The sequence below is a fragment of the Enterobacter sp. S-33 genome, assembly GCF_028735835.1.
GTDB lineage: Bacteria > Pseudomonadota > Gammaproteobacteria > Enterobacterales > Enterobacteriaceae > Enterobacter > Enterobacter vonholyi.
Window position 1 is genome coordinate 4,162,159 of the sequence record NZ_CP117838.1, and the last position, 13,131, is coordinate 4,175,289.

At 52.5% G+C, this 13,131-nt stretch carries 9 protein-coding genes, 1 tRNA gene and 2 rRNA genes; 8 read left to right on the plus strand and 4 right to left on the minus strand.

What is annotated here, in order from left to right; translation table 11 throughout:
* Window positions 1-99 precede the first annotated feature (99 nt).
* On the plus strand, window positions 100-2,178 hold the full coding sequence (locus PUP35_RS19755; protein WP_274241006.1) for a putative bifunctional diguanylate cyclase/phosphodiesterase: 2,079 nt from the start codon (window positions 100-102) through the stop codon (window positions 2,176-2,178).
* Here PUP35_RS19755 and envR read toward each other — a convergent pair.
* A complete protein-coding gene (envR, locus tag PUP35_RS19760; RefSeq protein ID WP_274241007.1) occupies window positions 2,097-2,813 on the minus strand; it encodes an acrEF/envCD operon transcriptional regulator in 717 nt (238 codons plus the stop codon). The genes PUP35_RS19755 and envR overlap by 82 nt on opposite strands.
* A 385-nt stretch (window positions 2,814-3,198) precedes the next feature.
* Here envR and PUP35_RS19765 point away from each other — a divergent pair, with 385 nt between their 5' ends.
* The 7 genes from PUP35_RS19765 (at window position 3,199) to PUP35_RS19795 (ending at window position 12,612) form a co-directional block, all read left to right on the plus strand.
* On the plus strand, window positions 3,199-4,335 hold the full coding sequence (locus PUP35_RS19765; RefSeq protein WP_337993035.1) for an efflux RND transporter periplasmic adaptor subunit: 1,137 nt from the start codon (window positions 3,199-3,201) through the stop codon (window positions 4,333-4,335).
* An 11-nt stretch (window positions 4,336-4,346) separates the two neighbouring features.
* Entirely contained in the window at window positions 4,347-7,460 is a 3,114-nt protein-coding gene (locus PUP35_RS19770; RefSeq protein WP_274241008.1) for an efflux RND transporter permease subunit, read from the plus strand.
* A 304-nt stretch (window positions 7,461-7,764) separates the two neighbouring features.
* Entirely contained in the window at window positions 7,765-7,986 is a 222-nt protein-coding gene (locus tag PUP35_RS19775) for a lipoprotein (protein ID WP_274241009.1), read from the plus strand.
* A 473-nt stretch (window positions 7,987-8,459) separates the two neighbouring features.
* Complete coding sequence (locus tag PUP35_RS19780; protein WP_024906309.1) at window positions 8,460-9,485, plus strand: amino acid ABC transporter substrate-binding protein; 1,026 nt, start codon at window positions 8,460-8,462, stop codon at window positions 9,483-9,485.
* Between the two features lie 66 nt (window positions 9,486-9,551).
* Window positions 9,552-10,733 carry an amino acid ABC transporter permease gene (locus PUP35_RS19785; protein ID WP_111965007.1) on the plus strand — a complete coding sequence of 394 codons (1,182 nt, stop codon included), beginning with the start codon at window positions 9,552-9,554 and terminating at the stop codon, window positions 10,731-10,733.
* A gap of 9 nt (window positions 10,734-10,742) precedes the next feature.
* Complete coding sequence (locus PUP35_RS19790) at window positions 10,743-11,846, plus strand: amino acid ABC transporter permease (protein WP_274243328.1); 1,104 nt, start codon at window positions 10,743-10,745, stop codon at window positions 11,844-11,846.
* A gap of 7 nt (window positions 11,847-11,853) precedes the next feature.
* Entirely contained in the window at window positions 11,854-12,612 is a 759-nt protein-coding gene (locus PUP35_RS19795) for an amino acid ABC transporter ATP-binding protein (protein WP_111965009.1), read from the plus strand.
* A gap of 106 nt (window positions 12,613-12,718) precedes the next feature.
* On the opposite strand, the gene rrf (PUP35_RS19800) is transcribed toward PUP35_RS19795, so the two are convergent.
* The 3 genes from rrf (PUP35_RS19800) to rrf (PUP35_RS19810) all read right to left on the minus strand — a co-directional run bounded on the left by rrf (PUP35_RS19800) (window position 12,719) and on the right by rrf (PUP35_RS19810) (window position 13,083).
* Window positions 12,719-12,834: ribosomal RNA gene (gene rrf, locus PUP35_RS19800) — 5S ribosomal RNA — on the minus strand.
* Between the two features lie 43 nt (window positions 12,835-12,877).
* Window positions 12,878-12,953, minus strand: a tRNA-Thr gene (locus PUP35_RS19805).
* A 14-nt stretch (window positions 12,954-12,967) separates the two neighbouring features.
* Window positions 12,968-13,083 (minus strand): 5S ribosomal RNA (gene rrf, locus PUP35_RS19810).
* Window positions 13,084-13,131 lie beyond the last annotated feature (48 nt).

Genomic DNA, 13,131 nt, shown 5'->3' on the forward strand with positions numbered 1-13,131 from the left:
AACGGGGATTTAAATCCCTTTGAGCCATTACCTGACGGTGATAATGTCTCGCCCTTCTCAACCGCTCTAGCGTAACCCCACACTTGAGTAGAACCGTCCATGCTGGTCAGCCAATACAACCATATCCTTGTCGTCCTCTCCTTTGTTGTTGCCATCCTTGCTGCGTATACCGCATTGAATATGGCTGCACGCGTTGCCGGAAGCGAGGGCGTCGCTGCCCGCGTCTGGCTGGCTGGCGGCGGTATTGCTATGGGTATTGGCGTGTGGGCCATGCATTTTATCGGCATGCTGGCAATGGACCTCTCCATGAGCATGAGCTACAACGCCACCCTGACGGTGTTATCTATGGTCATCGCCGTGGGGTCGTCGCTATTTGCGCTATGGCTCGTTAGCTGCGAGCAATTACGCCTGCGCCGACTGCTGCCCGGCGCGTTGGTGATGGGAAGCGGTATAGTTGCAATGCATTACACCGGTATGGCGGCGCTGGAAGTGATGCCCGGGATTATCTGGGACAAGGTCTGGGTGGCCATTTCGGTCGCGATTGCGCTTGCCGCTTCACTCGCGGCGTTATGGCTGACCTTCCGCCTGCGCCACGAAGCCGCGCAGGTCGTGCTGATGCGCATGGGTGCCGCCATCACGATGGGAATTGCCATTGCCGGTATGCACTATGCCGGGATGAAAGCGGCGCAGTTTCCGATGTCCACAATGGTTCATCATGAGGGTATCAACGGGAGCTGGCTGGCGGTGCTGGTCAGCGTCGTCGCGCTCTCTATTCTTGGGATCACCCTGCTGGTCTCGATGCTGGATGCCCGCCTTCAGGCTCGTACCGCCCTTTTGGCCTCGTCGCTTGCAGAAGCTAACCGGGAACTCGCTCAACTGGCTCTACACGATACCCTCACGCGTCTGCCCAACCGTATCCTGCTGGAAGACAGACTCGATCAGGCCATCAGCAAAGCCGATCGTGAAAGAACCCATTTTGCCCTGATGTTTATGGATCTTGACGGCTTTAAAGCCATCAATGATGCCTACGGCCATGATGTCGGTGACAGGCTGCTGGTCGCCGTTACACAGCGTCTGCTGCTTCTCCTGAAAGGCCAGTTCACCCTTGCACGTATTGGCGGTGATGAGTTTGTTCTGCTGGCAGAGGGAGAAGGTCCGGACGACGCGGCGTCGCTGGCGAATTCGCTGGTACGCGCGATCGATAATCCATTCAATCTCAGTCCCTATGAACTGGTGGTTACCCTCAGCATTGGTATTGCGCTGTACCCTCACGACGGCAAAACCGAGCGTGAGCTGATGTTTAACGCCGACGCGGCGATGTATCACACGAAGCATATGGGCCGTAACGGTTACCATTTTTTCCAGCCCTCCATGAACACCCTGGCGCAGACCCATCTCCAGTTAATGAACGATTTGTGGATGGCAATCGAGCGCAATGAGCTGCGCCTGCTTTATCAGCCAAAATTCAACGCCCCCGCGGGTCCTGTCCTCGGTTTCGAGGCGTTATTACGCTGGCAGCATCCTAAGCAGGGGTTACTGACCCCTGACCTTTTCCTGCCGCTGGCGGAAAAAACGGGGCTGATCATCCCCATTGGCAACTGGGTGATTAATGAAGCCTGTCGCCAGCTGCGGGAATGGCATCTGCAGGGGCATCAAAGCTGGTCAATGGCGGTAAACCTGTCGACACTGCAGTTTGAACAACCTTCGCTGGTTAAAATGGTTCTCGACTGCCTGGCACTTCACCAGGTGCCACCGGAATTGTTGATCCTCGAAGTGACGGAAACCACGGCGATGAGCAACCCGGATGAGAGCGTACGAGTGCTGACAGAGCTGACGGATGCGGGGGTGAAAGCCTCCATTGATGATTTTGGCACCGGATATTCAAGCCTGCTGTACCTCAAACGCTTACCGGCCTGCGAACTAAAAATCGACAGGGCGTTTGTACAAGAGCTTAGCGGGGAGAGTGAGGATGCGACTATTGTCTCAGCGATTGTAGCCCTTGCAAAAACACTTAACCTGAAAGTCGTGGCTGAAGGTGTAGAAACCGAAGCTCAGCAGGCCTTTTTGACCGAGCTAGGCTGTAACACCCTTCAGGGTTATCTGTTAGGTAAACCCGTCAGCGTGGAAACCATCGAAGCACTTTGTGCCCGAGGGGAAATGTTACCTGCCGCTGAGTAGTAAGCATCATCAGGCGACACGCGAATGACAGGAAGTGTCGCCAGAATGCTATCAACCAGGGCGGGGGCCTGCTGATAAAGATTAAAACTGTCGGTATTCATTAGCCAGTTTTTAATTATTCCGCTAAAAAACCCGTGGAATACAATCAAGGTGAGATCAACATTCACCTTTGGCGAAATGATATTCCGCGAAATACAGGTCTCCAGCGTGGCACGGAGCGTATCATCATTAAATCCAATACGTTTCCTGATTTCATGCTCTGAAATCATATCACCGCTAAATTCACACTTATGATACAGAATTTGTAAAAGCGCACATTGCCGGGGTTCATGGGCAATATACTGCAGCGCAGTAATAAATTGCTCACGAAGTCTTAACAAGGGATCGTCACTATCGGAAAGGGGAAGCCTGTCGCGGATAATGTCGCGAAGGGATAATTGCTGTTCCCAGATGGCATTAAATATTTCAGATTTACTGGTGAAGTGCCAGTAGATAGCGCCGCGCGTCACCTTAGCAGCATCAGCGATATCCGTCAGCGTCGTGCTGGCTACGCCACGCGTCGCAAACTGTCCGATAGCCGCCTCAATCAGTTTCTGCCGGGTTTGTTGAGCTTCTTCTTTCTTTTTACGCGCCATAGGCAACTACTCGTGACTCAGAAGGTTTAAAGGTAACATTGCGTTCATGCAAATGTAAGTATTTACTAAAATCCTTTTTAATTTTGCACAAAAAAAGTCACCTCTATTAATTTATAATTAATACAAATACATTAAATCAATTAAATTGGCGGCATGAATAACAAGAAGCATTAAACTCACTTACCTGATTAATATACATGAAGTATACCCCTGAATGGACATGGTCTGATTCTGATTTTTTCTGCAAGCATGGTCATTCGCACTTATAAATTAAAAAAGATTAAATACCCTCATTATTATACGCAGCTACATTTTATTTTTTATCCCTCTGCCCCGCTACCGATTCGCGGCATATATCGGTTTATGGGTATTTAAAGGAACAGTAATGACGAATCATTTCAGACGCTTGCCCTTATCCGGTTTCATTGTCTGCGCGGTACTGCTCACTGGATGCGATGGTCAGGAAAATCAACAACACCTGCAGGCACCTCAGGTCAGCGTGCATATTGTGCAAAGCGCGCCTCTGGCTGTCACCACTGAACTCCCGGGAAGAACAGATGCGTTCCGCGTTGCAGAGGTTCGTCCGCAAGTTAGCGGTATCATCCTGCGCCGTAACTTCACGGAAGGTAGCGATGTAAAAGCCGGGGATTCGCTTTATCAGATTGATCCTGCAACCTATCAGGCGGCATACGATAACGCGAAAGGCGAGCTGGCGAAGGCCCAGGCGGCGGCCAATATTGCGCACCTGACGGTGAAACGTTATCTCCCGCTGGTCGGCACACAGTATGTCAGCAAGCAAGAGTATGACCAGGCCGTCGCCACGGCCCAGCAGGCAGATGCCAGCGTCGTCGCCGCCAAAGCTGGCGTTGAAAGCGCGCGTATCAACCTTGCCTACACCAAAGTAACCTCTCCGGTTGATGGTCGTATCGGAAAATCCAGCGTGACGGAAGGGGCGCTGGTGACGAACGGACAAACCGCTGCGCTGGCAACGGTCCAGCAGCTCGATCCTATTTATGTCGATGTCACCCAGTCCAGCAATGATTTTATGCGCCTTAAACAAACGAGCCTGCAAAAAGGCGATAACGCCAGCAGCGTTGAGCTACTGATGGAGAACGGACAGCCCTATCCGCTGAAAGGCAGATTGCAGTTCTCTGACGTCACGGTGGACGAAAGTACCGGCTCGATTACCCTGCGCGCCATTTTCCCGAACCCTCAACATCTGCTGTTACCCGGCATGTTCGTTCGCGCCCGCATTGATGAAGGTACGCAGCCGGATGCGATTCTGGTTCCCCAGCAAGGCGTGACCCGCACGCCGCGAGGCGAAGCCACCGTGATGGTGGTGAACGATAAAAACCATGTTGAGTCTCGCACCATCGTTGCGCCTCAGGCGATTGGTGACCGCTGGCTGGTAACAGAAGGGCTGAAAAATGGAGACCGCGTGATCGTCAGCGGGCTGCAGAAAGTCAGACCGGGGGTAACCGTCGTCGCCACGCCGGATACCACAACGACTCCATCCGGTTAAGGGACGACGACATGGCTAATTTCTTTATTCAGAGACCGGTTTTCGCCTGGGTACTTGCCATCATTTTGATGATTGCAGGCGGGCTGGCCATTCTCAAACTCCCCGTCGCACAGTACCCAACCATTGCACCTCCCGCCGTGGCGATATCCGCGACCTACCCTGGAGCGGACGCTCAAACGGTACAGGATACCGTGACTCAGGTTATCGAACAGAACATGAACGGTATCGATAACCTGATGTATATGTCATCCACCAGCGATTCAGCGGGCAACGTCACCATCACTCTGACCTTCGAGTCAGGAACCGATCCGGACATCGCTCAGGTGCAGGTGCAGAACAAGCTGCAGCTCGCCATGCCGCTGCTGCCGCAAGAGGTGCAGCAGCAAGGGATCGGCGTGGAGAAATCCAGCAGCAGCTTCCTGCTGGTCGCCGGTTTTGTTTCTGACAACAAAAATCTCACGCAGAACGACATCTCTGATTACGTCGCCTCAAACGTCAAAGATGCCATCAGCCGAACGTCTGGCGTCGGCGACGTTCAGCTGTTTGGTGCTCAGTATGCGATGCGCATCTGGCTCGACAGCAACGCGATGAACAAATACCAGCTGACGCCGCTGGATATTATCAGCCAGCTGAAAACGCAGAACGACCAGATAGCGGCAGGCCAGCTGGGCGGAACGCCGTCCATCCCCGGTCAGCAGCTGAATGCCTCGATCATCGCGCAAACTCGCCTGAAATCACCGGGGGAATTTGGCCGCGTGACGCTCAAGGTGAATCAGGACGGCTCGATGGTTCATCTTAAGGATGTGGCTCGCATTGAGCTCGGTGGCGAAAACTACAACATGGTCACTAAAATCAACGGGCAGGCAGCAACCGGTCTCGGGATCAAGCTGGCAACCGGAGCAAATGCGCTGGACACTGCGGCTGCCATTAAGAGCAAGCTGACGCAACTGCAGCAGTTCTTCCCACAGGGTCTGAAAGTTGTCTATCCCTATGACACCACGCCTTTTGTAAAAATCTCTATCCACGAAGTGGTGAAGACCCTGTTTGAAGCAATCATTCTCGTCTTCCTGGTCATGTACCTCTTCCTGCAAAACCTGCGGGCAACGCTCATCCCGACTATCGCGGTGCCAGTCGTTCTGCTGGGTACCTTCGCGGTTCTGGCGGCATTTGGTTTCTCCATCAATACCCTGACGATGTTCGGCATGGTGCTGGCGATAGGTCTGCTGGTCGATGACGCTATCGTGGTCGTTGAGAACGTTGAACGCGTCATGGTCGAGGATAACCTGCCGCCCAAAGAGGCCACGCAGAAGTCGATGGAGCAGATCCAGGGTGCGCTGGTAGGGATCGCCATGGTGCTCTCGGCGGTCTTTATTCCAATGGCCTTTTTTGGCGGCTCGACTGGAGCAATATATCGCCAGTTCTCACTGACTATCGTGTCCGCTATGGCGCTGTCGGTACTGGTTGCGCTAATCCTGACGCCCGCACTCTGCGCAACGTTGCTTAAGCCCGTATCCGACGACCATCGTCAGAAAAAAGGTGGCTTTTTCAGCTGGTTTAATGCGCTCTTTGATAAAAGCGTGGAGCACTACAGCAATAGCGTGAGCGGTATTTTGCGCAAGACAGGGCGCTATCTGGTGGTGTACGTCATCATCGTCGGTGGGATGGCGGTGCTCTTCCTGCGCTTACCTACCTCCTTTCTGCCCGAAGAGGATCAGGGGGTGTTCATGACGATGGTTCAACTCCCGGCAGGTGCAACTCAGACGCGTACTCAACAGGTGCTCGACCAGGTACAGGACTATTACCTGAACAAAGAGAAGGCGAACGTCGAATCCGTCTTTACCGTAAATGGCTTTAGCTTTAGCGGCCAGGGTCAGAACGCCGGCATTGCCTTCGTCAGCCTGAAGCCCTGGGAGGAACGCCCGGGACAGAAAAACGGCGTTGAGGCGATTGTCGGTCGCGCGACTAAAGCCTTCAGTCAGATTAAAGATGGCCTCGTGTTCCCGTTTAACCTGCCTGCAATTATCGAACTGGGTACCGCTACGGGCTTCGATTTTGAATTGATCGATCAGGCTAACCTGGGGCATACCCAGCTGACTCAGGCGCGTAACCAACTGCTTAACATGGTGAAAGAGCACTCTGATCTGCTGGTTAGCGTGCGTCCTAACGGTCTTGAAGATACGCCCCAGTTCAAGCTGGATGTCGACCAGGAGAAAGCGCAGGCGCTGGGCGTCAGTCTTTCTGACGTCAACCAGACGATTTCAACGGCCTTAGGTGGCACCTATGTGAACGACTTTATCGATCATGGGCGCGTGAAAAAAGTCTACGTACAGGCCGACGCAAAATTCCGTATGTTGCCAGGAGATATTAACAACCTTTACGTGCGCAGCGCGAATGGAGAAATGGTCCCTTTCTCAGCCTTTAGCAACGCTCGCTGGGTCTATGGTTCACCCCGACTGGAGCGCTATAACGGGATGCCCTCTATGGAGATCCTCGGTGAGTCAGCCCCGGGTAAAAGTACCGGTGAGGCTATGGCTATGATGGAAAGCCTCGCGGCAAAACTGCCTTCCGGTATCGGATATGACTGGACGGGGATGTCTTATCAGGAGCGGCTTTCGGGTAACCAGGCACCTGCCCTGTACGCCATTTCACTGATCGTGGTGTTCCTGTGTCTGGCAGCGCTGTATGAAAGCTGGTCCATTCCGTTCTCCGTTATGCTGGTTGTGCCGCTGGGGGTCATTGGGGCGCCTCTCGCAGCGTCGCTGCGTGGATTAAACAATGACGTCTATTTCCAGGTCGGCCTGCTGACGACGATTGGTTTATCGGCGAAAAACGCCATTTTGATCGTCGAATTTGCTAAGGACCTGATGGAGAAAGAAGGTAAAGGCATCATTGAAGCCACACTGGAGGCGTCAAGGATGCGCCTTCGACCGATCCTGATGACTTCCCTGGCCTTTATCCTTGGCGTCATGCCGCTGGTAATCAGCGCCGGGGCCGGGAGCGGCGCACAAAACGCCGTCGGTACGGGTGTGATGGGGGGAATGCTTTCTGCAACGCTTCTGGCGATTTTCTTCGTGCCCGTCTTCTTTGTGGTTGTCCATCGACGCTTTACCCGTCATAAAGATTAACATTTCCCTAAAAAGGCACCTGGGGTGCCTTTTTTATTTTTAAGATAAACAATGAATTGGGCATTAAGCAAAAGTCATGTTAAAAATACGATGATTTGCATTAAGTAAAAACACTCTATTACCCCTTCATAATGTCTCCATTAATTCGTCCTGAAACCGGCTTTTCTCCACGATTTTTACAAACTACATAATTTGAGATTATTCCTCGTGTAACGTGGACTTACCCCGGTGGTAAAATAACCTCCAGTTCGTTAATTGCCCTCCTGGCTTTATAGCGGACGAGAAATAATACTGAGGTAACATCATGAAAAGATTCATTTCCGTTGCACTCTTCGCTGCGCTGCTTGCTGGTTGCGCGCACGACTCTCCATGTGTACCGGTTTACGACGACCAGGGCCGACTGGTTCATACCAATACCTGTATGAAAGGCACCACCCAGGATAACTGGGAAACTGCAGGTGCTATCGCCGGCGGTGCTGCCGCAGTGGCGGGTTTGACGCTGGGTATTGTTGCCCTGACGAAGTAACATCTGTTGAGAAAGCGCGGCTCTGTCCGCGCTTTTGCTTTTAATGAGTGCAGCATTTTCAAATAAGTAAAAAAATAGCCCCGTATTTATTCGCGCTGTTCATTTCAGGCTGAAGCCAGTCACATCTTTTTCGTATACTCATTTAAATTACCGGTTCTATTGTGATGATTTTCACACATTAATATTATTGAATATCCTGCCAATATTCACGCTGGAAACTATCTCGTCTTTTTCCTCACGCGACTCAAAACTTTTGCTCCAATTTGTGGCGCAGGTTGTAATTTCGCACCGTTTCAGGGCGCTCGTTTTATTTAAGCCTGTCTAAACTCAGCATTAAGCGTTCACTCATCTCTAATTTTGTCGGACGCAAAACTGGCATTACGTTTGCTTTATAAACGTTGGCCAAAGCCACAGACAGGTAAAGCGTTTAAAAACGCCTCTATAACGATAAATTTCGCCACACAGGATGCATTATGAAAAAGACGATGATAGCCAGCCTGGCCGCTGCAGGCATGTTGTTTGCCGTAGCCGGTCAAGCCCATGCGGGAACGACACTGGATGCCGTTAAAAAGAAAGGTTTTGTTCAATGCGGTATCAGTGACGGTTTGCCTGGCTTCTCTTATGCCGATGCGAACGGCAAATTTACCGGTATTGATGTGGATGTCTGCCGTGGCGTTGCAGCCGCCGTTTTTGGTGATGACAGCAAAGTAAAATACACCCCGCTGACGGCGAAAGAACGCTTTACGGCACTGCAGTCCGGCGAGGTCGACATGCTCTCCCGTAATACCACCTGGACTTCCTCCCGTGATGCAGGCATGGGGATGTCATTTACGGGCGTGACCTATTATGACGGCATCGGCTTCCTGACCCACAACAAAGCCGGCCTGAAAAGCGCTAAGGAGCTGGATGGGGCCACCGTTTGTATCCAGGCGGGCACCGATACCGAGCTGAACGTCGCCGATTATTTCAAAGCAAATAACATGAAATATACGCCAGTGACATTCGACCGCTCGGATGAATCGGCTAAAGCACTGGAATCCGGCCGTTGCGACACGCTAGCCTCTGACCAGTCACAGCTGTATGCCTTACGCATTAAGCTGAGCAACCCGGCAGAGTGGATTGTTCTGCCTGAAGTGATCTCCAAAGAACCTCTCGGACCGGTGGTACGTCGTGGCGATGAAGACTGGTTCTCCATTGTTCGCTGGACGCTATTCGCCATGCTGAACGCAGAAGAGATGGGCATCAACTCGAAAAACGTGGATGAGAAAGCGGCTAAACCATCCAACCCGGATATGGCACACCTGCTGGGTACAGAAGGTGATTTCGGCAAGGATCTGAAGCTGGATAACAAGTGGGCCTACAACATCATCAAACAGGTGGGCAACTACTCTGAGATCTTTGAACGCAACGTGGGATCGGAAAGCCCGCTGAAGATCAAACGCGGCCAGAACAATCTCTGGAACAACGGCGGTATTCAGTACGCACCACCAGTACGTTAAGTCATAGCTGTAACGGGCACTGCTCCGGCAGTGCCCACTCCAGAGTCATGGTTACTGAGGTTTCTTATGTCCCATCGCCGCTCAGCCGTAAAAGGATCGCTATCCTTTTCTCATCCCGCGGTCCGCGCCTGGCTATTCCAGATTATTGCTATTGTTGCGGTTGTTCTCATCGCCGTGTATCTCATCCATAACACCATCACCAACCTGAATAATCGCGGCATTACCTCCGGTTTCGCGTTTTTAGATCGCAGCGCGGGGTTTGGCATTGTTCAGCATCTTATTGATTACCAGGAAGGTGACACGTATGGACGCGTGTTCGTGGTCGGTTTACTGAATACGCTGTTGGTATCGGCGCTTTGTATCGTCTTCGCGTCGATACTGGGCTTCTTTATTGGTCTGGCGCGTCTTTCTGAAAACTGGCTCCTGCGGAAGCTGTCGACTGTTTATATTGAAACGTTCCGCAATATCCCCCCGCTCCTGCAGATCTTCTTCTGGTATTTTGCCGTATTGCGTAACCTACCCGGCCCCCGTCAGGCCGTCGACGCGTTTGAGCTTTTTTTCCTGAGCAACCGTGGGTTGTCTATCCCTTCTCCTCTGCCGGGTGAAGGTCTGTACGCTTTTATCGGCGCGATTGTGATAGCGTTTGCTCTGTCTGCCGGGGTATTCCGTTTTAACCGCAAGCATCAGATCAAAACCGGTCAGCTTCGCAGAACCTGGCCCACGGCAGTTATCCTGCTCGTTAGCCTGCCGCTGGTGGCACACTGGCTGTTTGGAGCCGCGCTGCACTGGGATGTTCCACACCTACGAGGCTTTAACTTCCAGGGTGGAATGGTGTTAATTCCCGAGCTGGCGGCCCTGACGCTGGCGCTGTCGATTTATACGTCCGCGTTTATTGCCGAGATTATTCGTGCCGGGATCCAGGCCGTACCTTACGGGCAGCACGAAGCGGCACGCTCGCTGGGATTACCCCATACCGTGACGCTTCGCCAGGTCATCATCCCGCAGGCTTTACGGGTCATCATTCCGCCTCTGACCAGCCAGTATCTCAACATCGTTAAAAACTCGTCGCTGGCCGCCGCTATTGGTTATCCGGATATGGTGTCACTCTTCGCCGGAACCGTGCTTAACCAGACCGGACAAGCCATTGAAACCATCGCCATCACGATGTCTGTCTATCTGATCATCAGCCTGGTGATTTCATTGCTGATGAACCTCTATAACCGTCGTATAGCACTGGTCGAGCGCTAAGGATTTATGATGACAAAAGCGATACTGTCGCACTCCTCGCGCCCTGCCAACTCGACAGGTGGACGTTTCATTCTCTGGGCGCGCAAGAACCTGTTCTCCAGCTGGAGTAACAGCCTGCTGACGATTGTCTGCCTGTGGCTCATGTGGGAATTGATTCCTCCCCTGCTGAACTGGGCGTTTTTACAGGCCAACTGGGTCGGTTCAACTCGGGCAGACTGTACAAAAGCCGGCGCCTGCTGGGTGTTTATCCATGAACGCTTCGGTCAGTTCATGTATGGGCTGTATCCCCACGAACAGCGCTGGCGGATTAATCTGGCGCTGATTATCGGCCTGATATCTGTCGCAATCATGTTCTGGAAAAAGCTGCCTCACCGTGGACGCTATATTGCCGTCTGGGCGGTGGTTTATCCGATTATTATCTGGGTGCTGTTGTATGGCGGTTTCCTGGGGCTGGAACGCGTTGAAACACGCCAGTGGGGCGGGCTGACGCTGACGCTGATTATCGCTTCTGTGGGGATAGCCGGTGCGCTACCGTGGGGGATTTTACTGGCCCTGGGACGGCGTTCAAAAATGCCGATTGTACGCGTGCTCTCCGTTATCTTCATTGAGTTCTGGCGTGGCGTCCCGCTTATCACCGTCCTGTTCATGTCGTCGGTCATGCTGCCGCTATTTATGGCAGAAGGTACAACGATCGACAAACTGATCCGTGCCCTGGTCGGGGTAATTCTCTTCCAGTCCGCCTATGTTGCAGAAGTTGTGCGCGGTGGTCTGCAGGCGTTGCCTAAAGGCCAGTACGAAGCGGCGGAATCACTGGCGCTCGGCTACTGGAAAACTCAGGGGCTGGTCATTCTTCCCCAGGCACTCAAGCTGGTCATCCCGGGTCTGGTCAACACGATCATTGCCCTCTTCAAAGATACCAGCCTGGTGATCATCATCGGATTGTTCGATCTCTTTAGCAGCGTGCAACAGGCGACCGTTGACCCAGTCTGGCTGGGTATGTCCACCGAAGGATATGTCTTTGCTGCCCTGATCTACTGGATCTTTTGTTTTAGCATGTCGCGCTACAGCCAGCATCTGGAAAAGCGCTTTAACACCGGGCGTACACCGCACTGAGGAAATTATGAGCCAAATAACTATGACACCCGCCGACGCGATGATTACGCTGGAAAGTGTGAATAAATGGTACGGACAGTTTCATGTCCTGAAGGACATTAATCTTAAGGTAAAGCAGGGAGAACGCATCGTCCTTTGCGGCCCTTCTGGCTCCGGGAAATCCACAACCATTCGCTGTATTAATCATCTTGAAGAACATCAGCAAGGACGCATTGTGGTTGATGGTATCGAGCTGAATGAAGATATCCGCAATATCGAACGCGTGCGTCAGGAAGTGGGTATGGTCTTTCAGCACTTTAATCTGTTTCCGCACCTGACCGTTCTGCAGAACTGTACGCTTGCACCGATTTGGGTACGGAAGATGCCGAAAAAGGAAGCCGAGGCGTTGGCAATGCACTACCTGGAGCGAGTGCGCATCGCAGAGCATGCCAATAAGTTCCCTGGCCAGATATCGGGTGGCCAGCAGCAGCGTGTGGCTATCGCCCGTTCTCTGTGTATGAAACCGAAAATTATGCTGTTTGATGAACCGACATCTGCCCTCGATCCGGAAATGGTGAAAGAGGTTCTGGACACCATGATTGGGCTGGCACAATCCGGCATGACCATGCTGTGCGTGACGCATGAGATGGGTTTTGCACGAACCGTCGCCGATCGGGTGATCTTTATGGACCGTGGGGAGATTGTTGAGCAGGCGCCACCGGATGAGTTCTTTGCGCATCCGAAGTCAGAGCGTACGCGAGCATTCCTGTCGCAGGTGATTCATTAATCAGCAGTTTTTGCCCGGTAGCGCTGCGCTTACCGGGCTTACGGTTTTCACGAGAATCATAACGCAAAAAGGCCATCCTTTCGGATGGCCTTCTCACTTATTTGATGTCTGGCAGTTCCCTACTCTCACATGGGGAGACCCCACACTACCATCGGCGCTACGGCGTTTCACTTCTGAGTTCGGCATGGGGTCAGGTGGGACCACCGCGCTAAAGCCGCCAGACAAATTCTTTTACTTCTTGCCGAACTTTAACCTAAGTATAAAGTGGTGCTGATACCCAGAGTCGAACTGGGGACCTCACCCTTACCAAGGGTGCGCTCTACCAACTGAGCCATATCAGCACGCTAAATTTGATGCCTGGCAGTTCCCTACTCTCGCATAGGGAGACCCCACACTACCATCGGCGCTACGGCGTTTCACTTCTGAGTTCGGCATGGGGTCAGGTGGGACCACCGCGCTAAAGCCGCCAGGCAAATTCTGTTAAATCTGTATCAGGCTGAATTTGATTGTTCTGTCTCT

What these genes read in the sequence shown, in the direction of transcription:
- PUP35_RS19765 (WP_337993035.1), top strand. Translation starts at nt 3,199, where the DNA reads ATGACGAATCATTTCAGACGCTTGCCCTTATCCGGTTTCATTGTCTGC.
- PUP35_RS19785 (WP_111965007.1), top strand. Translation starts at nt 9,552, where the DNA reads ATGTCCCATCGCCGCTCAGCCGTAAAAGGATCGCTATCCTTTTCTCAT.
- PUP35_RS19780 (WP_024906309.1), top strand. Translation starts at nt 8,460, where the DNA reads ATGAAAAAGACGATGATAGCCAGCCTGGCCGCTGCAGGCATGTTGTTT.
- PUP35_RS19775 (WP_274241009.1), top strand. Translation starts at nt 7,765, where the DNA reads ATGAAAAGATTCATTTCCGTTGCACTCTTCGCTGCGCTGCTTGCTGGT.
- PUP35_RS19755 (WP_274241006.1), top strand. Translation starts at nt 100, where the DNA reads ATGCTGGTCAGCCAATACAACCATATCCTTGTCGTCCTCTCCTTTGTT.
- PUP35_RS19770 (WP_274241008.1), top strand. Translation starts at nt 4,347, where the DNA reads ATGGCTAATTTCTTTATTCAGAGACCGGTTTTCGCCTGGGTACTTGCC.
- PUP35_RS19795 (WP_111965009.1), top strand. Translation starts at nt 11,854, where the DNA reads ATGAGCCAAATAACTATGACACCCGCCGACGCGATGATTACGCTGGAA.
- envR (WP_274241007.1), bottom strand. Translation starts at nt 2,813, where the DNA reads ATGGCGCGTAAAAAGAAAGAAGAAGCTCAACAAACCCGGCAGAAACTG.
- PUP35_RS19790 (WP_274243328.1), top strand. Translation starts at nt 10,743, where the DNA reads ATGACAAAAGCGATACTGTCGCACTCCTCGCGCCCTGCCAACTCGACA.